Consider the following 23,389-nt stretch of genomic DNA (forward strand, 5'->3'; position numbering starts at 1 on the left):
GTTTTGTAAAGATGTATGGGGTTGAATTGTTTGTATCTTTATAATATTTCGAAAAATACACTTGATTTAATGTATTATTTCCAGATAAAATAATATCACAGTTAATTTTCAGACAATTCAATCATGGTTTTGATTGTATGGAAATGTAAAAAATAGTAAAGGTGTTCATAAATATTATTGGAGGTGTAAATAAATCTTTCATTAAAATATAATTCTGAAATAAATTTTAAAGCGAAACATAATCATTTTTCAGAATATTGAATATAGGAGGGAGGAGATTGTTTGAATACAGCAAATGACCTATTAACAATTAGAAATCTCACTACAAGTTTCCGTATTAAAGAAACTTACCACGCTGCTGTAGATGATGTCTCGCTTTCGCTTAAAAAGAATGAAGTATTAGCAATCGTTGGGGAATCGGGTTGTGGTAAAAGTACATTAGCTACTACCGTTGTAGGCTTGTACAATCCTGTAAATACAAAAGTTAAAGGTGAAATTCTTTATAATAATCAAAATTTAACGAGCCTTAATGACGAACAATTTAATAGTTTGCGTGGTAATGATATTGGTTTTATTTTTCAGGATCCCCTTTCAGCCCTTAATCCTTTAATGCGGATTGGGGAACAAATTGCAGAGGGGCTAATGTATCATACAAAGCTCTCAAAACAACAACGCGGGGAGAGAGTACTAGAATTATTGAATCAAGTAGGCATCGCTAAACCAGAGCGTGTGGCCAGACAATTCCCTCATCAATTGTCCGGGGGGATGAGGCAGCGTGTCGTGATTGCTATTGCGCTGTCGTGTAAACCTTCCATTTTAATTGCGGATGAGCCGACAACAGCTTTAGATGTAACGATCCAAGCTCAAATACTTGACCTACTAAAAGCATTACAGTCAGAAACTGAAACAGGTATTATCTTAATTACCCATGATTTAGGGGTTGTGGCAGAAATAGCTGATCGAGTTGCAGTAATGTATGCAGGTGAAGTAGTAGAAGAAGCACCTGTTCAAGAATTATTTACGAACGCTAAACATCCTTACACTCGTTCGTTATTGAATTCTATTCCACAAACACATAGTGAAAATGAAAGACTTGAAGTTATTCAAGGTATGGTACCATCACTGGTGAATTTACCACGGGAAGGTTGCCGATTTTCAGCGCGAATACCGTGGATTGATGCATCTGCACACGAAAGAAAACCACAATTACATGAAATTGCACCAGGACATTTTGTTAGATGTACCTGCTGGAAACACTTTCAATTAGAGGGTGGAGAAGGAGGCGGGACTGTATGAGCTTTATGCAAATTAGTGATTTAAATGTTCATTACCCAATTCGAGGGGGCTTTTTTAATACAGTAGTCGATAAGGTATATGCGGTTGATGGCGTTACAATGGAATTTGAAAAAGGGAAAACATACGGTTTAGTAGGAGAATCAGGTTCTGGAAAATCGACAACAGGGAAGGCCATTATAGGTCTAGAGAAGATCACCTCGGGTCAAATTTTCTATGAAGGTGAGAATGTTACTAACCAGCGCAGAAATCGTGATTCAGCCTATAACAAAGATATTCAAATGATTTTCCAAGATTCTCATTCAAGTATGAATCCTAGAAAACGTGTATTAGACATTTTAGCAGAGCCTATTCGAAATTTTATGAAGCTTAGTGATCAAGAGGAACGTAAGCGCATTAAAGAGTTACTAGCGATAGTAGGTATGTCTGAAGATGTATTGTTAAAGTATCCACATGAATTTTCAGGTGGTCAAAAGCAACGTCTTGGGATTGCCCGTGCAGTTGCTTGTAATCCGAAAATGATTATTGCTGATGAACCGGTCTCTGCACTAGATTTATCTGTACAAGCTCAAGTGCTGAATTTTATGAAAGACATTCAGAGTGAATTTGGACTAAGTTATTTATTTATTTCGCATGACCTAGGTGTTGTGAAGCATATGTGTGATCACATAGCTATCATGTATAAAGGACGCTTTGTGGAAACAGGCACTCGAAATGATATATACACGAGTCCACAACATATTTATACAAAGCGCCTGTTATCAGCTATTCCTAATATTGAGCCAGAAACACGTTTAGAGCGTAAAGTAATACGTCAAAATGTCGAGGCCAATTATCAACAAGAACAGCATAAATATTATGACGAGCATGGCAAAGTATACCCATTAAAATCTATTTCGGACACGCATAAAGTAGCGATGTCTGACATTGAACGGGAGGGTATATAAAATGTGGAAAACAATTGTTAGACGTATATTACTGATGATTCCTCAGTTGTTTGTATTAAGTCTTTTTATCTTCATATTGGCAAAACAAATGCCAGGAGATCCATTTACAGGGCTTATTACACCAGAGACAGACCCTGCAAGGATTGAGGAACTTCGTATACAAGCAGGTTTTTATGACCCTTGGTATGTTCAATATTACCACTGGATTACAAACGCTTTTCAAGGTGATTTCGGACGAAGCTATACATATAAAATTGCAGTGTCCACACTTATTGGTGAGCGCGGATTAAATACATTCTGGCTTTCATTACTCAGTGCAATCTTTATATATTTGATTGCGATTCCATTAGGGGTGTTGGCAGGTCGTTATCAAGAATCATTTTTAGATAAATCTATCACCCTGTATAGTTTTATAAGTTACGCCATACCAACTTTCGTATTATCACTCATTTTCGTATATATATTCGGTTATAGACTCATGTGGTTCCCAACTAGCGGAACAGTGGATGTAGGACTTGATTCCGGTACAATGGCATATTATTGGAATAAAATCTACCATTTACTACTCCCTGCTATTTCGTATGCTATTTTAGGTACAACAGCCACTATTCAATATTTACGCTCGGAAATAATAGATGCAAAAACACAGGATTATGTGAAAACAGCTCGAAGTAAAGGGATCCCAATGCGAAAAGTCTACACTAGACATATTTTCCGTAATTCCTTACTACCAATCGCAGCTTTTTTAGGGTTTACAATAACAGGTTTATTAGCTGGCTCTATTTTCATTGAAACAATTTTTGGTTTCCCAGGAATGGGTCAGTTGTTTATCAATTCGATCATGAGTCGAGATTATAGTGTTATTACGGCACTAGTTATGCTTTATGGCTTCTTAACATTATTAGGTAGTCTACTGTCTGATATTATAATGAGCATTGTTGATCCACGTATCCGCATAGACTAACGACTAAAATAATGTTTAAGGAGAGGGTGAATTCAAATGGAACAACAAAATAACGAAATGGTCAAATTTGATAACTCTCCACCGACGGGGATACAAGTCGTTTTACGAGAGTTTAAAAAAGATAAATTAGCAATGATATCCTTTTTCGGGATAACTTTTATTATCATTGGATTTTTAGTCGCTGCCATGCTTTTAAATCAAGAAGAAATTTTAAAAATTAACCTGTTGGAGCGCTACACGGAACCTGGTGTAAACGGTTATACACTTGGAACAGATGAAGCAGGTCGTGATATGCTGGGGCAGCTAGTAATAGGGGCAAAAAATTCTATTTTAATAGCATTAGCAATTACGGTCATTACTAGTGTTGCAGGGATAGGTCTTGGTATTATCATGGGTTATTACGGTGGATTTATTGATAATTTGTTTATGCGAATTACTGAATTCTTTATGACATTACCTAATCTAATGGTGATCATTGTTTTCGTAACTATAATTCCAAAATATGGTGTTCTTGAATTGATTTTGATCATAAGCTTATTTCAATGGATGAGCACCGCACGTTTAGTCCGAAGTAAAGCACTATCGGAGGGGCGGAGGGATTATGTAAGTGCTTCTAAAACAATGGGGACAAGTGATTTCACTATTATGATTAAAGGCATTTTACCAAATTTAAGTTCTATTTTAATCGTTGAACTAACGTTGAACTTTGCTGGTAACGTTGGGATCGAAACAGGATTGTCCTTCTTAGGCTTTGGTTTGCCGCCATCGACTCCGAGTTTAGGAACTCTTGTTAACTATGCGAGAAATCCGATCGTTTTATCAGAAAAATGGTGGGTATGGTTGCCCGCATCAATATTAATTCTAATTTTGATGCTTGGTATAAATTACGTCGGTCAAGCACTTCGTCGTGCAGCTGACGCAAAACAAAGAATTGGATGAAGGGGAGGATGTACGATGAAAAAAAATTGGTTATTACTATCCGTTATTTTTGCAGTGATGTTTGTATTGGCAGCTTGCAATAACGAGGGTAAAGAGGCAGCTAAAACGGGGGATGGCAACAAAGACAAACCGACAGAAACAGAAACTAATAAAGAGGATACAACTGCGTATCCCATGGAAGTAACAAATGAAGGCGATGTTATTAAGGGCGGTACGTTAAAGGTAGCGCTTGTAACAGACACTCCTTTTAAAGGTGTTTTCATTCCGGAATTATCCGATGATGCTTACGATAGTTCAATCATGGATTACGCAAAAAATGAAATTTTTGAATTGGATGGGGATTTCCTAATAAAAGATACAGGTATTGCAAAATTAGAAGTTGATAAGGACAATAAGAAGGCGAAGATTACCATTCAAGGAGACGTTAAGTGGTCTGATGGTAAACCTTTGATAGCTGAGGACTTAATTTATCCATACGAAATTATTGGCCATCCTGATTACGACGGAAAACGCTACGATGGTGACTTCCAAAATATTGTTGGTGCACAAGAATATCATGATGGAAAAGCAAAGACAATTTCCGGTATTAAAAAAATCGACGAAAAATCAATTGAAATTACGTTCAAGAAAGTATCACCAGCTATTTATTCAGTTGGGGATGGGTTATGGGGGTATGCAGCACCGAAGCATCAGCTAGAGTCAATCCCTGTTAAAGATGCCCTAATTGCCTCAGATGCAGTTCGTAAAAATCCTGTAACACTTGGCGCATTTAAAATTGATAAAATTGTAAATGGAGAGTCTGTTCAGCTTGTAGCGAATGAACATTATTTTAAAGGCAAGCCAAAGTTAGATAAAGTGGTGATTGAAGTTGTTCCTTCAAGTTCAATCGGTGAAGCATTGAAAACTGGGAAATATGATATTGCAGATCATTACCCAACAAATCAATATGATAGCATAAAGGATCTATCAAATATAGCAATTGTAAGTCGTCCAGAGATGTCATACTCTTATTTAGGGTTTAAAGTAGGGAAATATGATAAAGCAAATCGTAAAAATATTTTTGATGAGAAGTCAAAAATGAATGATGTAAATTTACGTCAAGCGGTTGGCTATGCGATGGATATTGAATCTGTTGGAGAAAGATTCTATCAAGGTCTACGTGTAAGAGCCAACTCATTAATTCCACCAGTGTTTGCATCTTACTATGATGGTACGTTAGAGGGCTATCACTATGATCCTGAAAAAGCTAAAGAATTACTAGATAAAGCGGGATATAAAGATGTAGATGGAGACGGAATCCGTGAAGATAAAGACGGTAAGAAATTCACTATTCGTTTAGCAGCAATGTCTGGTTCAGACACAGATGAAGCGATTGCTCAATACTATCTCCAAAATTGGAAGGATGTTGGGTTAAATGTTGAACTGACTACTGGTCGTTTAATTGAATTCAACAGCTTCTATGATAAAGTTGAGGCTGATGATCCAGAAATCGATATGTATATGGCTGCATGGAAAACAGGTACGAACCCATCTCCGTCAGGTTTATATGGTGAGGATGCAGAATTTAACATGAGTCGTTTCGTTTCTGCTGATTTAACAGAAATGTTAGAAAATATTGATTCGGAAGATGCAATGGATCCAAAAATCCGTTCAAAAGCATTCCGTACATGGCAAGAATATATGAGCAAAACAGCAACAACAATGCCAATGTACTTCCGTACGGAGCTTGTTCCAGTAAACAAACGCGTGAAAAATTACAATATTGATTATGCAAATGAAACAAAATCAGAACTTCAAACTATTGAATTAACAGCAGATGCTCCAGTAAAATAAGCTAATCATTGAAAAACAGTCTTTCTTCAACATAGAAAGACTGTTTTTCATCACTGAATAGTTATCAATTTAGTTTAATAATAAAAAACACCCGTTGGAAAATCTCCAATGGGTGAAATTAAAAGTGAGACATAGCATGTACGTATCTATAAGTTGCAAGTCTCGAATTACACTAGAAGAAGTGGATTTATGACTGTATAACACATGGCTTTGGACTATGACATGGACCTGGGTATGCAGAAGCAGATACTGTGCTGACACTAATTAAAAATGCAGTGAGACATAAAGTAGAAATGATAAGCTTAATACTCTTTTTCATATTTAATCTCTCCTTTATATTTAATATTTACATTATAGTATATTAACGGTAAAAGAGGAATATGTTTTTAAATAATAAACTGTAAATTTTTATATTTCTGAATTGCGAAACATATGAATGAAAAGAACAATGAAAACTGGTTCATAATAGAGTTAGAAGTTATATGTCCAAGCTTTTTAGTATGCTAAAAGCTTAATAAAATACTACTATTTGACGTAAGTTTTTAAGTATTAGGGCAATAAAAAAACTCCCATCACAGTGTTTATACTACTGTTGATAGGAGTTAAGGTTATTATCGATTAGCAACCCAAGTTTTTACAAGATCGGCAGTACCATAAACGTAATGCTGATCGCCAACTTCGTGGTATGTTGCGCTATCGTCAACCTCCGTATGCTTGTACGGAATACGTTGTCGGCTTTTTTCTGATATTGGGTCAGGTAGTGGAATTGCTGATAATAATGATTTTGTATACGGATGAACAGGGTGATTATAAATATCATCTGCTTTACCGATTTCCATAATTTTACCACGGTACATAACAGCGATACGGTCACTGATATACTTCACCATAGATAAGTCATGGGCAATGAAAAGATATGTTAGGCCGCGTTCTTTTTGCAGTTGTTTTAATAAGTTAACAACTTGCGCTTGAATCGATACGTCAAGTGCAGAAATCGGTTCATCGGCGATAATAAACTTCGGATCTAAGCTTAGTGCACGAGCGATCCCAATACGTTGACGTTGACCACCAGAGAATTCGTGTGCATAACGGTTTGCGTGCTCTTTGTTTAAACCAACAGCCTCTAGTAGTTGATTAACTTTTTCACGACGCTCTTTTTTATCCTTGTAAAGACCGTGAATAGTAAGTCCTTCACTAATGATTTCTCCAGCTGTCATACGAGGGTTTAATGAAGCGTATGGATCTTGGAAAATCATTTGCATTTCACGATTAAATTTCTTTAAATCATTTTTAGATTTTTTCCCTTGGACGTTCTCACCATCGAAAATAATTTCACCATCTGTAATGTCGTACAGGCGGATAATGGAACGACCAGTTGTCGATTTACCACAGCCGGATTCTCCAACAAGACCAAGCGTCTCACCTTCGTATACATCGAAGCTAATACCATCGACAGCTTTAATAGGGTTACCTGCTGAACCGAAATGCTGCTTTAAATTTTTTATTTCAAGAATTTTTTTTGCACCCGATTTAGTCATTTGATTGTGCCTCCTTTGCTAAATATCCTTCAATACGTTTAGCAACCGCATCTGGAAGCGGAATTTTTGGCGCATCAGGATGCAGCAACCAAGTTTTAGCAAAGTGTGTTTCACTTACTTGGAACATCGGTGGCTCTTGCTCATAGTCAATAGCCATTGCAAATTCATTACGAGCGGCAAACGCATCGCCCTTTGGAGGGTTCGTAAGATCTGGTGGTGAACCAGGAATTGTGCGTAATAGCTCATCATTATCGTTATCTAAGTCTGGCATTGAACCAAGCAGACCCCATGTATAAGGATGCTTAGGATTATAGAAAATATCATTAACAGTACCATATTCAACGATTTGACCTGCATACATAACTGCAACTCGATCGGCTACGTTTGCAACGACACCTAAATCGTGGGTAATGAAAATGATAGATGTTTTCGAATTTTTTTGGATTTCTTTCATGAGCTCTAATATTTGCGCTTGAATAGTAACGTCTAATGCTGTTGTTGGTTCATCGGCAATTAGAAGCTTTGGATCAGCCGCCAGTGCGATGGCAATAACAACACGTTGACGCATACCGCCTGAAAACTCATGCGGATATTGGTTATAACGTTTTTCAGGGAAGGGGATACCTACCTGCGTTAAAAGTTCGATTGCACGTTCTTTAGCATCAGCTCTTGATACTTTTTTATGTTGTAAAATAACTTCAGTTATTTGACGTCCGACCTTCATCGTCGGGTTTAAGCTTGTCATTGGATCTTGGAAAATCATTGCAATTTCATTTCCGCGTACTTTTGACATTTCTTTATCACTTAAAGGCACTAAATCACGGCCATTAAATAAAATTTGTCCTGACTCATAAATACCAGGTGGCTGTGGAATTAGTTTCATTAATGCGTTACTCGTAACACTCTTACCAGAACCGGATTCACCAACGATCGCGAGTGTTTCGCCTTCTTTTAAGTCAAAGTTTACACCACGAACAGCACGAACAAGCCCTGCATACGTTTTAAAGTTTATTTTTAAATCTTTTACTTCTAGAATTATTTTACTCATTTTCGGCCACCTCCTTATTTACGTAGTTTTGGATCTAATGCATCACGTAAGCCGTCACCAACTGCGTTAAACGCAAAGATTGTTAGTGAAATGAACAATGCAGGGAATATTAAACGCCAAGGCGCATTTGTAATCGCGCCATTTCCATCAGAAGCCATTGTTCCCCAAGAGGCTTGTGGAGCAGGAACCCCAAGACCTAGATAACTAAGGAAAGACTCTGTAAAAATAGCAGATGGCACTGTTAAAGTCATAGTTACTAAAATTGCACCAAGTGCATTTGGCACTAAATGTTTTAGTATTAAATGTCCTGTTCTTGCACCTAAAGTACGTGCAGCCAAAACATATTCTTGATTTTTAATAGATAATACTTCACCGCGAACAATACGGGCCATATTAATCCAACCTGTAATGGACAAAGCGATAATCATTGGTAGAATACCTTGTTGTAATACTACTAAAAGTACGATAACAACTAAAAGGTAAGGAACAGCTGTTAAAACATCGGCAATACGCATCATAATATTGTCAACACGACCACCTGCTAAACCAGAAATACTTCCCCATAATACACCAATGATCAAGTCAATAATTGCAGCAGCAAACCCGATGAATAAAGAAATACGAGCGCCAGCCCATACTCGAACGAAAACATCTCGACCTAAATCATCTGTACCGAACCAAAATTCTGATGATGGTGGGGCATTAAAAACACCTAATTGCTCTTTATAGTGGTATTGTGACAACATCGGCACGAACATAGCCATTAAAAAAATAATTATTAAAGCTATTAAACCGAAAATCGCCATTTTATTATGTGAAAAACGAATAAATACTTCCTTCCAAAAGGAGACAGATTTATCAGCTAATTTTTCAGTTGCTTCATGATTTCCGCCAACAATTTTAAACTTATCTTTTTCGATTTGTTGCTGTGTCATTACTTTTTCGCTCCTTTCAGTCTAATTCGCGGATCAATCACGCTATATAAAATATCTACGATGAAGACCGCAAATAAAAGAATGATTGAGTAGAACACAGTTGTCCCCATAATAACTGTATAATCACGGTTCGTAATACTTTGCACAAAGTGTTTACCTAATCCAGGTATCGCAAAAATTTGCTCTACAATGAAGCTACCTGTAACAACAGCAGCAGTTAATGGACCTAAATAAGTAACGACTGGTAAAAGGGCGTTACGTAAAGTATGGCGGAAGACGACCGTCCATTTGCCTAAACCTTTTGCACGAGCCATTTTTACATAATCACTATTATTTTGTTCAAGCATACTTGAACGTGTCAATTTAGCAATAAAGCCCATATGCGTTAATGCAATAGCGAAGGCTGGCAATATACTATAACTAAAGCCTTTCCATCCACTAATCGGGAATAACTGAAGTTTGTATCCAATGAAATACTGCATGAGTCCAGCTAATATAAAGGATGGAACGGAAATTCCGAGCACCGCAAAGGTCGTTGCCAAATAATCTGGCCACCTATTATGATAAAGCGCAGCAATTACACCGATTAATACACCAAATCCAATCGCTAGCAGCATTGCTTCAATTCCTAAAGTTAAAGATACAGGGAAGCCCTCTGCAATCATATCATTCGTTGAACGCGCTTTATATTTCATAGATTCACCGAAATTAAAAGTGGCCGCATCGATTAAATAATCTTTGTATTGAATATACCAAGGGTTATTTAATCCATACGTTTCGTTTAACTTTTCCTCTATTTGAGGAGGGAAATTACGCTCAGATGCAAAAGGGTTACCTGGGGCAAGACGCAATAAGAAAAACGTAGCCGTTACGATGACGAAAAGCGCGAGAAGTATATACATCAGCCTTTTCAAAATATATTTAATCACATAAAACTCCTCCTTCTATTTGTCAATTATCTGACAAATTAGTGCTTTCGTATTTTAAAAAGAGCTGACTCGCGCCGCAAGGGCTACGAGGCAGCTCTCAGCTTAGAGCTTAAAAAGAAATTGTTAACAAATTATTTAATCTTTAATCTTTACGTCTTTAAAGTGGATGTCACCAGTTGGATTCGTATCTAAGTTTTCGATACCTTTTTGAACTACAGATAAGTGAGTGTAGTAGTAAATAGGTGCAACTGGGAATTCTGTCATAGCAATTGCTTCTGCTTGTTTTAAATAATCAAGACGTTTAGCTTCGTCTACCTCAGCAACTACTTTTTTCAATAAATCTTTGTATTGAGCATTTTCCCAGCCTGTTTGGTTGTTACCGTTTTTAGCTGTATCGTACATTTCAAGGAATGTATATGCGTCGATATAGTCAGCTACCCAGCCCATACGACCGATTTGATAGTCACCAGTTTTTAATTTTTCTAAATAAACTTGCCATTCTGAGTTATCTAACTGAGATGAAATACCAAGTTTTTTACTCCATTCTTCTTGAACATATTGAGCGATTGCTGCATGCCCTTCAGAAGTGTTATATGAAATGTTAACTTTAATATCTTTAGGGTCTTTAATACCAAGTTCTTTCATTCCAGCTTCAAGAGCAGCTTTTGCTCCTTCAACATCATTATCTTTGTAGTAACCACGGTCTTCTTCAAATCCAGGAACTGATAATGGAACCATACCTAGAGCCGGTTTTTGCTCACCTTTAGTTACGTTATCAATTAATGTTTGACGATCGATTGCTAGAGTAAGAGCTTTACGGATATTTGCATTAGACATAATTTTATCTTTTGTATTGAATTTATACCAATAAATACTTGCTTCGTCCTTGATTTTTAAAGAACCATCTTTTTTGAATTCATCAATTGCATTAAGGTCTACTGTTGAGAATGGTTTACCGATATAGTCAAGCGAGCCAGATTTAAAGTTAGTAGCAACAACTGACTCTTTTTCAATCATAGCGACATTGACAGTAGTAACGTCAACATTTGATGCATCCCAATAATCTTCATTTTTTGTAAGAACGATAGAATCGCTATGTTTCCAATCGCTTAATTTATAAGGACCATTTGTTACGTAATCTTTACCTGCGTCTGCGTACCATTCTTTATTAGCTTCAGTCACTTTTTGGTTAATTGGTAAATAAGTTTTGAATCCTGTTAATTCTAGGAAATAAGGAGTTGGGTTTTCTAAAGTCACGACTAAAGTTTTGTCATCTTCAGCTTTGACACCAACAGCATCAGCAGAACCGCCTGCTTCGTTGTATGCTTCAGCCCCTTTAATTGGGTAGAAAATAGAAGCATACTGTGAAAGATTTTCTGGATTTAACGCCCATTTCCAAGCGTATTCGAAGTCACCTGCTACAACTGAATCACCATTTGACCATTTTGCGTCACGTAAATGGAAAGTATAAGTCTTTTTATCATCACTTATATCCCATTTCTCAGCCATACCTGGAGTAGGAGTACCTTCTTGATCTACAACAACTAGACCTTCAAAAATGTTAGTTAAGATTGCACTAGAATCAGTATCCGATGCAAGTCCTGGGTGTAAAGAAGGTGGTTCTGAAGAGATTGTTACATTAAGCTCTTTAGCTTTTGAGCCAGAATCTTTGTTACCGTCTGAAGATGAAGAATTATCAGACTTATCACCACCGAAGCCACATGCAGCTAATACTAATGAGAAGACTGCAAGGACAGTTAATAATAAAAACTTTTTGTTTTTAATCATGTGAATCCCCCTTATACAATTTTAAGCCTTTTTGAAGCTCTTATTTAATATACCAAAAAATCATTGTGTACAAAATAAAAAAGATTCAAATTTATATAGTATTATCTGACATTTAAGAGGATAATAAATTTTTTCTATTCATCACATTAAAGGATAAGAGCGCTTTCATAATAATAATTTGATGTTTATTTGTTCTGAATATCAAAAATAAAATAAAAATAGAGAAATGATTTACTATACCGAAAATTCATATTCTTTAGATAATATTATTGTTATTTTGAAAATGAGTCAAAAGTCATGGGGTTGGTGCTATAAGTGGTTTGTGTGGATTTGTAGAAAATCATCGCAAAACCGAGTAATTTTGATTCTCGGAAAGGTGTTTTTTTGTAAATAATAATCTCAAAGAATGAATATTTTTATCTATTAATGATATATAAGAAACTTGTTTTGTATTTATTTAAGATTATCTGGAATAAGCTAGAAAAAAGAAGAAGTAGAGTATATGCATGAAAAAATGTGCCTTACTTAGAGAATAAATGTATGGTGTTTTAGGTGAATATGTTTTTTTGAAATAATTTACACATTACTTGAATACTCAATAATGTATAAAAAAGAGTTGCTTGTAATCAATTATATGTTTGTATGATTGAGCTTATACTGTATGGAAAAACATACCAGATTTTAGATACTTCTATGATGTTGTTTTATGGAGAAGTTCATTTGTCTTGCTAAGGTGGAAAGCTTCTACATATAGTTACTAAAAAATGTGTAAGTAGAACTTAATGAGTAGAAAATTACTTATTTTCTTATGTGGTCAATTTTACCATATTCTAATTTCGAAATGGTGGTTTTCCTAAAAATAAACAGTAGAGTAGTTTAGTTAGTAGCAATAGTTAAGGTGAACGTTTCTTTGTAAGAGCGAAGGATTATTATAGTCCCTATATGATGTTCGGCTCTACTACTGTCGCCCTGTTGCACTCACGTTTTTGCTATCAGGAATGATGACTGAACATAAATTAAGCAGAGAATTTCTTTAATTGAAATTCTCTGCTTGCATGTTTAAAGTTTAAATTGATTAATTTGGGTCTGTAAGTCCGAGGATTTCTCACTTAAATCTGTAGCAACATGATTTACTTGTTGCACGGTCGCCGCTTGCTCTTCACTAGCTTCGGCAATGATCTGTGTATTGGCTGCACTAGAAGAAGCACCATGAGCAATTTCTGCAACAGAGGCTGCTACTTGTTCAGCACTTGCAGATATTTCTTCAGAAGTAGCCGAAATGTCTTCTATTTGATTTGTCATCATATTGATTGCTTTTACGATTGCTTCAAAAGAGTTGCCAGCATCCCCAATGATTTTTACACCATCTGTAACAGATTGTAGACCATCTTCGACAGCTTTTTCTACATTTTGGGTATCTTCTTGGATTTCTTGTGTTAAGGTAATAATTTGATTGGCTGATTGCTTTGATTCTTCGGCTAGCTTACGAACTTCGTTAGCTACGACAGCGAAGCCTTTACCATGTTCACCTGCACGTGCAGCTTCTATTGCAGCGTTTAGCGCTAATAAATTCGTTTGATCTGTGATGGTTGTAATGACTGTAGTGATTTTGCCTATTTCTTCTGATTGCTTACTTAATTTTTGAACGAGATTGTTAATCATTTGGGTAGAATCATAAATCACGTTCATTTGTTGTTGCGCTTCATCAACTGTACTATTACCGTTATTCGCCAATTCAGTTGTTGTCACTGCGCTTTGGTGGAGTTGTTGAGTAGCCTCTGCTATACGCTGTACACCTACGGCTGTTTCATCCATTGCATGTGCACTTTCATTAGCAGCAATTGTAGCGGTAGATGCCGCATTTGCTGTCCCGTTAATTCGTACAGTAATCTCATCAGCAGAAGCAGAAATCTCTTCGATAGAGGCGGATAGTTCTTCAGCAGAAGCTGATAAATGTTCCGCATTGCCTTGAATATGTGTTAATAAACCTCGTAAGCTACTTTTCATTACGTTAAATGCCGTAGATAGCTGTCCGATTTCATCTTTAGATTGATGGGAAATATCTTGATGATATAATTCGCCATTAGCAATATTATTGGCAGCCATAACTACAGATTTTAAAGGTCGTGAAATTGTACGCTGAACATAAAACATCAGTGACACTCCAAGTATTACACCAATGAAGATAGCGATGATTGAGATTGTTTGTGAATTGGACACTGCTTGTTTAGATTCTTTCGTGACAATATCAAGTTGTCTTTTTTGATAACTTACGATTTTCTCTGATACTGCTAACAAATCTGTATTTGCTTGTTGGACATCGCCATTAACTTTTTGTATCGCTTTTTCTAATTTTTCGGCATCATGAAGTGCTAGTGCTTCTTCAGCTGCTTTGTTAAAAGCTTCATTATATGTATTTAGATCTTTTGCATAAGTCTCCATTTCGGATGAATCAGATTTTTCCATCATCTCTTTTATATGCTCGTCTAGCATTCTTGCATGCTTTGTAAAGTTATCTTTATTAGCTGCTGTGTCTTCGATGAGTATTGCCCGAATGTAAAGACCTTGCATTGCTCGTTCAGTTTGAATATTATGAGCTAATTCTACTAAAGCTACACGATTTTCTAGCGCATTTTCTACCTTCTTATCAATGTTTGAGAATTGAATATACATAATCACCAATGAAATAATTAAGGTCAGGATGATGGTGAAAAAACCAAAGCTTAATTTTTTGCCTACAGACATAAAGATACGTCCTTTCTGAAATGCTATTTGCTTTTTTACTTAAATTTAGCAATTCAGAAAGGAAGAAGTCAATAACGCACGAAATAAACAGTTCGGATTAATCACAAGTTTTTTTAGTGTTACTATAATCAATAGATGTATAGTACAGATTACGTGGTTATCTCCATAAAAAAGGAACACGATACAATTCGTATCGTATTCCAACCCTTTAAGACTGTTTTTTTAATTGTAAAATGACAGCTTCATCTGGATCGATGTATACAGTCTTTTGTTCAAAGTAAATAACAAAACCAGGTTTAGCGCCATTTGGTTTTTTTACTTGACGAATATCTGTGTAATCTACTGGAACAGAGGAAGAGTCTCTTGCTTTTGAAAAATAGGCAGCAAGCGTTGCGGCTTCTCGTAATGTTGTTTCGTCAGGTTCGCTTGTATGGATGACAACATGTGAGCCAGGAATATCCTTCGTATGCAGCCAGATATCTGTACGTTTAGCCATTTTAAATGTAAGCATGTCATTTTGTTTGTTATTTTTCCCAACAGAAATCGGTACACCTGTAGAAGAGACATAACGTTCAGGCTCTGGTTTCGTTTGTTTTTTCTTTTTTCTTGCATGACGTAATTTCAAATAACCTTGCTCTGCTAATTCTTCGCGAATTTCTTCTATATCTCCAGGAGCAGCTTGTTGTACTTGTTGAGCAAGCATTTCAAAATAAGCTACTTCTTCCTTCGTTTTTTTTAACTGTTCTTGAACCATAATAAGGGCATTTTTTGCTTTTGTGTATTTTGTGAAATAGCTTTGAGCATTTTCAATAGGTGTTTTACGTTCACTCACTGGAATGGTGATTTCTTCATCTCCAGTTTCACTATAATAGTTAGTGACAGATACTTCCTTTACACCCTTTTCAAACGCGTAAATATTCGCCATCAGTAATTCCCCATATAATTGGAACTGATCTAGCTTAGATGCGCGTTCGTAGTCTTTATTTAACTTTTTAGTTTTTAATAGAAGCTTGTCAATTTCATTTTGCAGCCATCGTTCCAAATCACCAGCCTGCTGTTTGACACGGTCACGCTCAGCTCGGGCAAAGAATACGCGGTCAAGAAGCTCATGGACATTCGGATAAAGCGTTACATCCCCTTGTAAATGTGTTAGAGCAATTGGCGAAAAGTAAGTCTTATTATTTGCGATGACATACATTGGTTTTGCCCCACCATTATTAAAGGAAGCTATAAAATTTTTAAAGCCATTTACACGATCAACTGTGTCTGTAAATCGGAATAATAATTCCTCAGCATGTATAGGTGAGAAACCAGTAAATTGCGAAACAATTTCCTTAGCTGTTTTTGGTTCTGAGAAAAACATTGTTATCTGTTCGTCAGTTACTGCTAAGGGGTGCCATTTATTCTGTGCGGGCGGTGCAATATAAGGCTGACCAGGTAAAACTGTACGGAAACTATTCACAAATGGTGGTAAATGCTTTAAGCTGTCGACTATTTTTCCCTGTTCCTTATCTATTAACAACAGGTTACTGTGACGGCCCATAATTTCAGCATGTAACTCCCTTACAATAGGGTCGCCAATTTCATTTTTACTTTCGATTTCTACTATTATAATGCGATCAAAATCGTGCTGTTTAATAGAAGAAATAAAACCACCCTCTATATGCTTTCTCAACAGCATACAAAACATCGGGGGTTCTGCTGGATTGTCAATAGAATGCTCAGTAAGGTGAACACGTGCGTAAGAAGAATGAATCGAAAAAAGTAATTTATGATTGCTTCCGTTCGCACGAATATGTAGAACAACCTCCTGGGCGTTTGGTTGATGTATTTTAGTAATCCGACCTGTTACTAATTGTTGTAGGTCGGCTGTCATTGAATAAGTAAATAAGCCATCAAATGCCATATGAATTCCTCTTTCCAACGATATAAGCATCCTTGGTACTTTCGTATTTATTATTTTAACAGGTGTATTGATTAACCATTTTTATCTTCATTAGTTAGAAGACGCCGATTTCCGTTACGGGCTACTTGCTTTGTCGCTGACGCTTCGCTTTCGCGCAGAGCAGGGCTTCCTGCGGGCGAGCGTCGAGCTGCTTCCTCCGCTGCGCTTCGTGCAGGGTCTCGTCTGTCTCGCTTTCCCGCGGGAGTCAAGTAGCCCTTCACTACAATCTGCTAAAAATGGGCTCCTATAAGCAAAATATCAATAAAAATCGCTCGATAACAAAACAATGTTTTCCTATTCAACACACCTGATCTTTTTATTGATTTATACTATAAATTAGCAAATGTACTTTTCTTATGCTCATCACCATAATGTGTGGTTGATTTCCGTTCCGGCTGGGCGCTTTGTTGCTGACGCTTCGCTTTCGCACAGAGCAAAGCTTCCTGGGGCGTCCGATGAGCCGCTTCGCTGCAGGGTCTCGGGCCAACAGATGTTTTTTGCGCGAAAGTGTAGTGCTAACGTAGCGGCAGCAGCACCGATGTTGGTCACGAAGGCGTTTTCACAGGACGTGATGTTCTTAGCCTTCGTTCCTCTATTGCTGATCCCCGAGGAGTCGCCCAGCCTCAACTCCAATCAACTTATATGCATGACATACGTTTTAGCAAAATGTCATCCCTAAATTCCGATGATGGATCAATTTATTAGAAATCATTTGTATTGCGCATCACCATAATAGGGGGTTGATTTCCGTTCCAGCTGGGCGCTTTCCTGGGGCGCCTGTTGAGTCGTTAAGGTCTCAATTGTGACCTTGAAGTCGCCCAGTCTCCACTCCAATAAACTTCTAGATATGGCATACAATTATAACGAACGTCATCTCTTTCTTTTGGTGATGAGTTTTTCTTATGTTTATCATAGCATTTTTTAGGTGAATATTAAAATATAGCTTCAATTGTGGTAGAATTAGCTTTTGCTCTATGTAATTTTTTACGTCATAAATGACAGAGCTTATGTTATAATAATCCCAGTATGCAAAGAAGGGTGTGACGAACCTTGGTGCGTAGTATGACTGGTTTTGGCAGAGGTGTCACAACAACAAGAGACTTTCAATTAACGGTAGAAATGCGCTCGGTCAACCATCGATTTTTAGAAATTAATGCAAAATTCCCGAAAGAATGGCTTGAAGCAGAAATTTTTGCGAAGAAATTAATTTCAAAAGCTTTGTCACGTGGCAAAATTGATGTGATGGTTTATGTTAAGGACTTAGATAACGTCGAGCAATCTATTGAAATTAATTGGTCATTAATTGAAGCGTATCGTAAGGCAAAAGAGCAATTAGCAGGTAAAGTACCACTAGAAGAAAAATGGACGATGCAAGAGCTACTATCGCTTGAACAAGCGCTTGTACAGGAAAAGCCACAGCTTACACCTGAGGATTTACTTTGTGCTGTTGAAAAGGCTATTACACAAGGACTGGGACAGCTAATTCAAATGCGTGAGCGTGAAGGGCAAGAATTGCATGATGTTGTTGTACAATATAAAGAACAGTTAATGGAACAAGTGAACCACATTCGTTCGTGTGCTTCCCTAGCTGTTGAAAAATATCGTACACGATTATTGGAACGAGTTACTGAAGTGGCGAGTGGAGCTTTGCTAGAAGATCGCCTACTTACCGAAGTAGCGATATTTGCAGAACGTGTGGACATCACCGAAGAATTGGACCGATTAGATAGTCACTTTAATCAACTGGAAGAAACATTACAAGAAACGATTTCGGTTGGCCGTAAATTAGACTTTTTAATGCAGGAAATACACCGCGAGATCAATACGATTGGTTCAAAAAATCAATCAACAGAGGCGGCCGTTGCGGTAGTTCAGGCGAAAACAATTTTAGAAAAGATGCGCGAGCAAGTTCAAAATATCGAATAGCTTGCCTGTATCTGTTATAAATTAAGGGAGATATAGAGAATAAATGATAAAAGAACGTGGATTATTAATTGTTCTGTCTGGCCCATCTGGTGTAGGTAAAGGGACAGTGCGAAAAGAATTATTTTCTCAGCCGAATACGAATTATGAGTATTCCATCTCGATGACAACACGAAATCCTCGCGAAGGTGAAGTAGATGGTGTAGACTATTTTTTCAAGACGCGTGAAGAATTTGAAACGTTGATTGAACAGGGTGGCTTATTGGAGCATGCTGAATTTGTAGGTAATTATTACGGAACACCGTTAGCCTATGTAAATGAAACACTTGATGCAGGACGCGATGTGTTTTTAGAAATCGAAGTGCAAGGTGCTGCACAAATCCGCAAAAAGGCACCAGATGCATTATTTATTTTCTTAGCCCCACCAAGCTTAACGGAATTAAAGGATCGTTTAGTTGGTCGAGGGACGGAAACAGCAGAGGTTATTGCAAAACGTATAGCAACTGCAAGTGAAGAGCTTGAAATGATGAGCCTTTATGATTACGTAGTTGAAAATGATGAAGTGACAAATGCTTGTGATCGTATAAATGCGATTATTAAAGCCGAGCATTGTCGTAGAGAACGTGTTGAAAAAAGATATTTGTCAATGTTGAGAGGAGAATAAATCTATGTTATACCCATCAGTAGATACATTAAAAAAAGAAATCGATTCAAAATACTCATTAGTAAGTTTAGCATCTAAACGTGCTCGTCAAATGCAAGAGGAGCAAGACACTGAACGCTTACACAAGTATGTTTCTCATAAGTACGTAGGGAAAGCACTTGAAGAAGTAGCGGCAGGTGTACTTACGAAGGTATCACAGGATGAGTCAACTGTGTATGAAGACGAAATCTAACATTGATGTAAATAAGCATTTGCGAAATTAATGTTAAAGTCTGCAGTGGATTTTTGATTATACAGAATGCCGAGAGCTCCCGAGGAATTTTCCTTTGGGAGCTTATCATTTGAAAGGACGATTGTGCATGAATAAAAATATTTTACTTTGTGTTTCAGGTGGTATAGCGGTTTATAAGGCTGTCGCTCTAGTTAGCAAGCTATCTCAGGCTGGGGCAAATGTAAAGGTCATCATGACAGCATCAGCAAGACAATTTGTGAATCCATTGAGCTTTCAAGTTATGTCCAAAAATGATGTTTTTTTCGATACTTTTGATGAAAAGGATTCAAGTGTTATTGCCCATATTGATTTGGCAGATTGGGCAGATTTAATTTTAGTTGCACCAGCTACCGCAAATGTTATAGGGAAGCTGGCGAATGGAATTGCGGACGATATGGTAACGACGACCTTGCTTGCAGCAACTTGCCCTGTATGGCTAGCACCAGCGATGAATGTACATATGTATGACCATCCAGCGGTAAAACGAAATTTGGCTCAGTTACAATCTGATGGCTATCAATTTATTGAGCCTTCAGAAGGGTTTTTGGCATGTGGCTATGTTGGTAAAGGACGTCTAGAAGAGCCAGAAAAAATAACAGCGATCGTGCAAGAATTTTTTTCAGAGAAGGCAAAGCCATTAGCTAGTAAAACAGTAGTGGTCACCGCTGGAGCGTTTTATGTACCATTAGACGAGCACCATGTGATTAGTACACAGTCGAATAGTAGAATTGGTCAGGCAATAGCAAAAGAGGCACAAACACTTGGAGCAAATGTCATCCTAATAGATGAGAACGAAACAAGCGTGTATAAGCTTTTTGAACAGCTTGAGGATTATAAAAAACAATATCCATCCGCATTTTTTATCCATGCAGCAAATACGCCTACAATTGAAGAAGCACCGATATTATCCGTAGAAGGAATGACCGCAATAACTTTTGGGCAAAAGGTTATGGGTGAGCCAATGGTAACAATCATGTCAGACAAGTGGATTGATTTTAGTGACACGGCAGAAGTAAATGGTCAAATGTGGGATGCGACAGATGCTAAGCAATTTGCACAAGCATTTTGGACATATATATTACAGGGTGAGAAGCAATGAGTTTTTTGATTGCAGAGGTAATAGTGGATGTTTCAACTTACCATGTAGATCGTCCATTTGACTATGAAGTTCCTACAGAATGGGCACATGTTATAGAGATGGGCTGTCGTGTAAAAGTACCGTTTGGGCCAAGAAATGTTCTCGGCTTTGTGGTCGGATTAAAAAATGAAACAGATGTACCGTCTAACAAATTAAAGTCTATTGCACAAATTTTAGATATTGAGCCTGTATTAACCGAAGAAATGCTGTTAATGGCTAAATGGCTGAAAAACGAAACGATTTGCTATGAAATTGATGCCTTACAGGTTATGCTTCCTTCAGCGCTTCGAGCAAAGTATGAAAAAATCATAACGCTACAAGTGGAGAAAGATGTTTTACCAGATGAGGCTAAAGCTATTTTTGGCAAGCGACAACAGGTTAATTTCAAAGAATTCGAGCGTGCTGAATACCTTCCTTTATTAAAGCAGCTTATAACTGATAAAATCGTAAAAATTGAAAATGTTGTGAAGCAGCAAGGGAATGTGAAAGAAATACGTATGGTCAAAATTTCAGATCATCAGCAAGATATCGACAAGGCCATGGAAGGTGCAGCGAGAGCAGCCAAACAGCGCCAGCTGATTGAATGGATGGGCAGACACCTTGGAGAGGTTCTTTTGCCACAGAAAATCTATGAGGAAACAGGTGCATCTTCCGCGGTATTACAGTCAGTTATCGAAAAAGGGGCCGCTCACTTTATACAAGAAGAGGTGTATCGAGATCCCTTTACGAAGGAGGTTTCCCGTACTCAATCTTTACAATTGACGGATGAGCAGCACATAGCATTAAAGGCTATTACTGGATCGATGGAAGAACAGACTGCGAAAACTTTTTTACTACACGGCGTCACGGGAAGTGGTAAAACTGAAGTTTATTTGCAAGCGATACAAAAGGTGTTAGATGAAGGTAAGGAAGCCATTATGCTAGTACCTGAAATATCATTAACACCACAAATGACAGAGCGTTTTCGTAGTCGTTTTGGTGAGATGGTTGCTGTCATGCATAGTGGCTTATCTGTCGGTGAAAAGTATGATGAATGGCGTAAAATTCAACAAGGAAAGGTGAGCGTTGTTGTTGGAGCTCGTTCGGCAATTTTCGCACCTTTTACAAATATAGGTCTTATCATTTTAGATGAAGAGCATGAATCAACATACAAGCAAGAAGATTCACCACGTTATCACGCTAGAGATGTAGCAATTTGGCGAAGTGAATTTTACAAATGTCCTGTTATATTAGGCAGTGCAACGCCTGCGCTGGAATCATTTGCGAGAGCAAAGAAGGGCGTCTATGGTTTGCTATCATTAAAACAACGTGCTTTGCATCAAGCATTACCGACCGTTTTTATTGCGGATATGCGAGAGGAACTTCAAAATGGAAATCGTTCCATGTTTTCCGAGCAGCTTGTAGATGCAATACGTGTAAGACTAGAGAAAAAAGAACAGATGGTCATGTTTTTGAATCGTCGTGGCTATTCTTCTTTTGTGCTTTGTCGTGATTGTGGAACAGTTGTACAATGTCCAAACTGTGACATCTCGTTAACATATCATCGAACAACAGAGAAATTAAAATGTCATTATTGCGGTTATGAAGAGCGTGTTCCTCAAATATGCCCACAATGCCAGAGTGAGCATATACGTTATTTTGGTACAGGAACGCAAAAAGTAGAGGAAGAAATTTACAAGCTTTTTCCTGAGGCAAGGGTTCTCCGAATGGATGTTGATACAACAAAGCAAAAAGGTGCACATGAAGAAATTTTGCAGGCATTTGGGGAAGGACAGGCAGATATTTTGCTAGGTACGCAAATGATTGCTAAAGGTCTTGATTTTCCTAATATTACGCTTGTTGGTGTACTTAGTGCAGATACATCTCTGCATCTACCCGATTACCGAGCAGCGGAGCGTACATTCCAGTTATTAACGCAGGTTAGTGGTAGGGCTGGACGTCATGAAAAGCATGGTGAGGTTATTATTCAATCGTATACACCAGAGCATTATGCAATTGAATTGGCCAAAATACAAGATTACGAGCCATTTTACGAACGTGAAATGTTTTTACGCCGCCGCTCCAGCTATCCACCGTATTATTATGTAGCACTTGTTCAAATATCTCATGAGGATGTCATGATGGCGGCAGAGTATGCTGGACGTGCGGCAGATTGGCTAAAGGAAAATTTATCAGACCGAGTTGCCATTATTGGTCCAACAACTGCAAGCATTAGTCGTCTCCAAAATAGATATCGCTATCAATGTTTGATAAAATATAAAATTGAACCAAATCTCATTCCAGTATTACAGCGCCTTTTAGCGATGTATCGTGCGGAATGGATTAAACAGGGTATTTTAATGACGGTAGATTTAGATCCGTCAACTATATAAAATAGTTCATCACTCAAAGTTTGGGATGACATTTTGCTAAAACTGATGTCATGAGGATAAGTTGATTGGAGTGGAGACTGGGCGACTCCTCGGGGCTCATCGGACGCCCAAGGAAGC

Annotated in this window: 20 protein-coding genes; 10 read left to right on the plus strand and 10 right to left on the minus strand. The window is 37.5% G+C overall.

Annotation, left to right across the window (positions count from 1 at the left end):
- Window positions 1–282 precede the first annotated feature (282 nt).
- Genes ACFCYJ_RS23760 through ACFCYJ_RS23780 form a run of 5 tightly spaced genes read left to right on the plus strand, consistent with a single transcriptional unit; the run spans window position 283 to window position 5,976 of the window.
- Entirely contained in the window at window positions 283–1,296 is a 1,014-nt protein-coding gene (locus ACFCYJ_RS23760) for an ABC transporter ATP-binding protein (protein ID WP_376077852.1), read from the plus strand.
- The gene (locus tag ACFCYJ_RS23765; protein ID WP_376077855.1) at window positions 1,293–2,240 is read left to right on the plus strand and encodes an ATP-binding cassette domain-containing protein; all 948 of its coding nucleotides are present in this window, start codon (window positions 1,293–1,295) and stop codon (window positions 2,238–2,240) included. The genes ACFCYJ_RS23760 and ACFCYJ_RS23765 overlap by 4 nt, the downstream gene beginning before the upstream one ends.
- A 1-nt stretch (window position 2,241) precedes the next feature.
- Entirely contained in the window at window positions 2,242–3,204 is a 963-nt protein-coding gene (gene opp4B / locus ACFCYJ_RS23770) for an oligopeptide ABC transporter permease (RefSeq protein WP_376077858.1), read from the plus strand.
- A gap of 36 nt (window positions 3,205–3,240) precedes the next feature.
- A complete protein-coding gene (locus tag ACFCYJ_RS23775) occupies window positions 3,241–4,143 on the plus strand; it encodes an ABC transporter permease (RefSeq protein ID WP_376077860.1) in 903 nt (300 codons plus the stop codon).
- A gap of 15 nt (window positions 4,144–4,158) precedes the next feature.
- Window positions 4,159–5,976: an oligopeptide ABC transporter substrate-binding protein gene (locus ACFCYJ_RS23780; RefSeq protein WP_376077863.1), complete on the plus strand. Its 1,818-nt coding sequence runs from the start codon at window positions 4,159–4,161 to the stop codon at window positions 5,974–5,976.
- Between the two features lie 187 nt (window positions 5,977–6,163).
- Here ACFCYJ_RS23780 and ACFCYJ_RS23785 read toward each other — a convergent pair whose 3' ends face one another.
- The 10 genes from ACFCYJ_RS23785 to ACFCYJ_RS23830 all read right to left on the minus strand — a co-directional run bounded on the left by ACFCYJ_RS23785 (window position 6,164) and on the right by ACFCYJ_RS23830 (window position 17,453).
- On the minus strand, window positions 6,164–6,295 hold the full coding sequence (locus tag ACFCYJ_RS23785) for a hypothetical protein (protein ID WP_376077866.1): 132 nt from the start codon (window positions 6,293–6,295) through the stop codon (window positions 6,164–6,166).
- A gap of 292 nt (window positions 6,296–6,587) precedes the next feature.
- A complete protein-coding gene (locus ACFCYJ_RS23790) occupies window positions 6,588–7,514 on the minus strand; it encodes an ABC transporter ATP-binding protein (protein ID WP_376077868.1) in 927 nt (308 codons plus the stop codon).
- Window positions 7,507–8,562, minus strand: a complete 1,056-nt coding sequence (locus tag ACFCYJ_RS23795) for an ABC transporter ATP-binding protein (protein ID WP_376077871.1) — start codon at window positions 8,560–8,562, stop codon at window positions 7,507–7,509. The genes ACFCYJ_RS23790 and ACFCYJ_RS23795 overlap by 8 nt, the downstream gene beginning before the upstream one ends.
- Window positions 8,563–8,576: 14 nt before the next feature.
- Window positions 8,577–9,497, minus strand: a complete 921-nt coding sequence (locus ACFCYJ_RS23800) for an ABC transporter permease (RefSeq protein ID WP_376077874.1) — start codon at window positions 9,495–9,497, stop codon at window positions 8,577–8,579.
- Window positions 9,497–10,426 (minus strand): ABC transporter permease, encoded by a 930-nt coding sequence (locus ACFCYJ_RS23805; RefSeq protein WP_376077877.1) that lies wholly within the window; start codon window positions 10,424–10,426, stop codon window positions 9,497–9,499. The genes ACFCYJ_RS23800 and ACFCYJ_RS23805 overlap by 1 nt, the downstream gene beginning before the upstream one ends.
- 135 nt (window positions 10,427–10,561) lie before the next feature.
- Window positions 10,562–12,214, minus strand: a complete 1,653-nt coding sequence (locus ACFCYJ_RS23810) for a peptide ABC transporter substrate-binding protein (RefSeq protein ID WP_376077880.1) — start codon at window positions 12,212–12,214, stop codon at window positions 10,562–10,564.
- Between the two features lie 1,059 nt (window positions 12,215–13,273).
- The gene (locus ACFCYJ_RS23815) at window positions 13,274–14,959 is read right to left on the minus strand and encodes a methyl-accepting chemotaxis protein (protein ID WP_376077882.1); all 1,686 of its coding nucleotides are present in this window, start codon (window positions 14,957–14,959) and stop codon (window positions 13,274–13,276) included.
- Between the two features lie 208 nt (window positions 14,960–15,167).
- Complete coding sequence (locus ACFCYJ_RS23820) at window positions 15,168–16,865, minus strand: Rqc2 family fibronectin-binding protein (RefSeq protein ID WP_376077885.1); 1,698 nt, start codon at window positions 16,863–16,865, stop codon at window positions 15,168–15,170.
- Between the two features lie 71 nt (window positions 16,866–16,936).
- On the minus strand, window positions 16,937–17,125 hold the full coding sequence (locus tag ACFCYJ_RS23825) for a hypothetical protein (protein WP_376077887.1): 189 nt from the start codon (window positions 17,123–17,125) through the stop codon (window positions 16,937–16,939).
- Window positions 17,126–17,267: 142 nt separating this feature from the next.
- A complete protein-coding gene (locus ACFCYJ_RS23830; RefSeq protein ID WP_376077890.1) occupies window positions 17,268–17,453 on the minus strand; it encodes a hypothetical protein in 186 nt (61 codons plus the stop codon).
- Between the two features lie 501 nt (window positions 17,454–17,954).
- Between ACFCYJ_RS23830 and ACFCYJ_RS23835 the strand changes: the two genes are divergently transcribed.
- From ACFCYJ_RS23835 to priA, 5 genes are all read left to right on the plus strand, one after another.
- Window positions 17,955–18,830, plus strand: a complete 876-nt coding sequence (locus ACFCYJ_RS23835) for a YicC/YloC family endoribonuclease (RefSeq protein WP_376077893.1) — start codon at window positions 17,955–17,957, stop codon at window positions 18,828–18,830.
- A 43-nt stretch (window positions 18,831–18,873) separates the two neighbouring features.
- Complete coding sequence (gmk, locus tag ACFCYJ_RS23840; protein ID WP_053483350.1) at window positions 18,874–19,491, plus strand: guanylate kinase; 618 nt, start codon at window positions 18,874–18,876, stop codon at window positions 19,489–19,491.
- Between the two features lie 4 nt (window positions 19,492–19,495).
- Window positions 19,496–19,723 carry a DNA-directed RNA polymerase subunit omega gene (rpoZ, locus tag ACFCYJ_RS23845; RefSeq protein ID WP_053483349.1) on the plus strand — a complete coding sequence of 76 codons (228 nt, stop codon included), beginning with the start codon at window positions 19,496–19,498 and terminating at the stop codon, window positions 19,721–19,723.
- Window positions 19,724–19,850: 127 nt separating this feature from the next.
- Window positions 19,851–20,861, plus strand: a complete 1,011-nt coding sequence (gene coaBC, locus ACFCYJ_RS23850) for a bifunctional phosphopantothenoylcysteine decarboxylase/phosphopantothenate--cysteine ligase CoaBC (protein ID WP_376077897.1) — start codon at window positions 19,851–19,853, stop codon at window positions 20,859–20,861.
- Window positions 20,858–23,272, plus strand: a complete 2,415-nt coding sequence (gene priA, locus ACFCYJ_RS23855) for a primosomal protein N' (RefSeq protein ID WP_376077900.1) — start codon at window positions 20,858–20,860, stop codon at window positions 23,270–23,272. The genes coaBC and priA overlap by 4 nt, the downstream gene beginning before the upstream one ends.
- The last annotated feature ends 117 nt before the right edge of the window (window positions 23,273–23,389 follow it).

The sequence above is a fragment of the Lysinibacillus sp. NPDC056232 genome (genome assembly GCF_042267565.1).
Classification (GTDB): domain Bacteria; phylum Bacillota; class Bacilli; order Bacillales_A; family Planococcaceae; genus Lysinibacillus.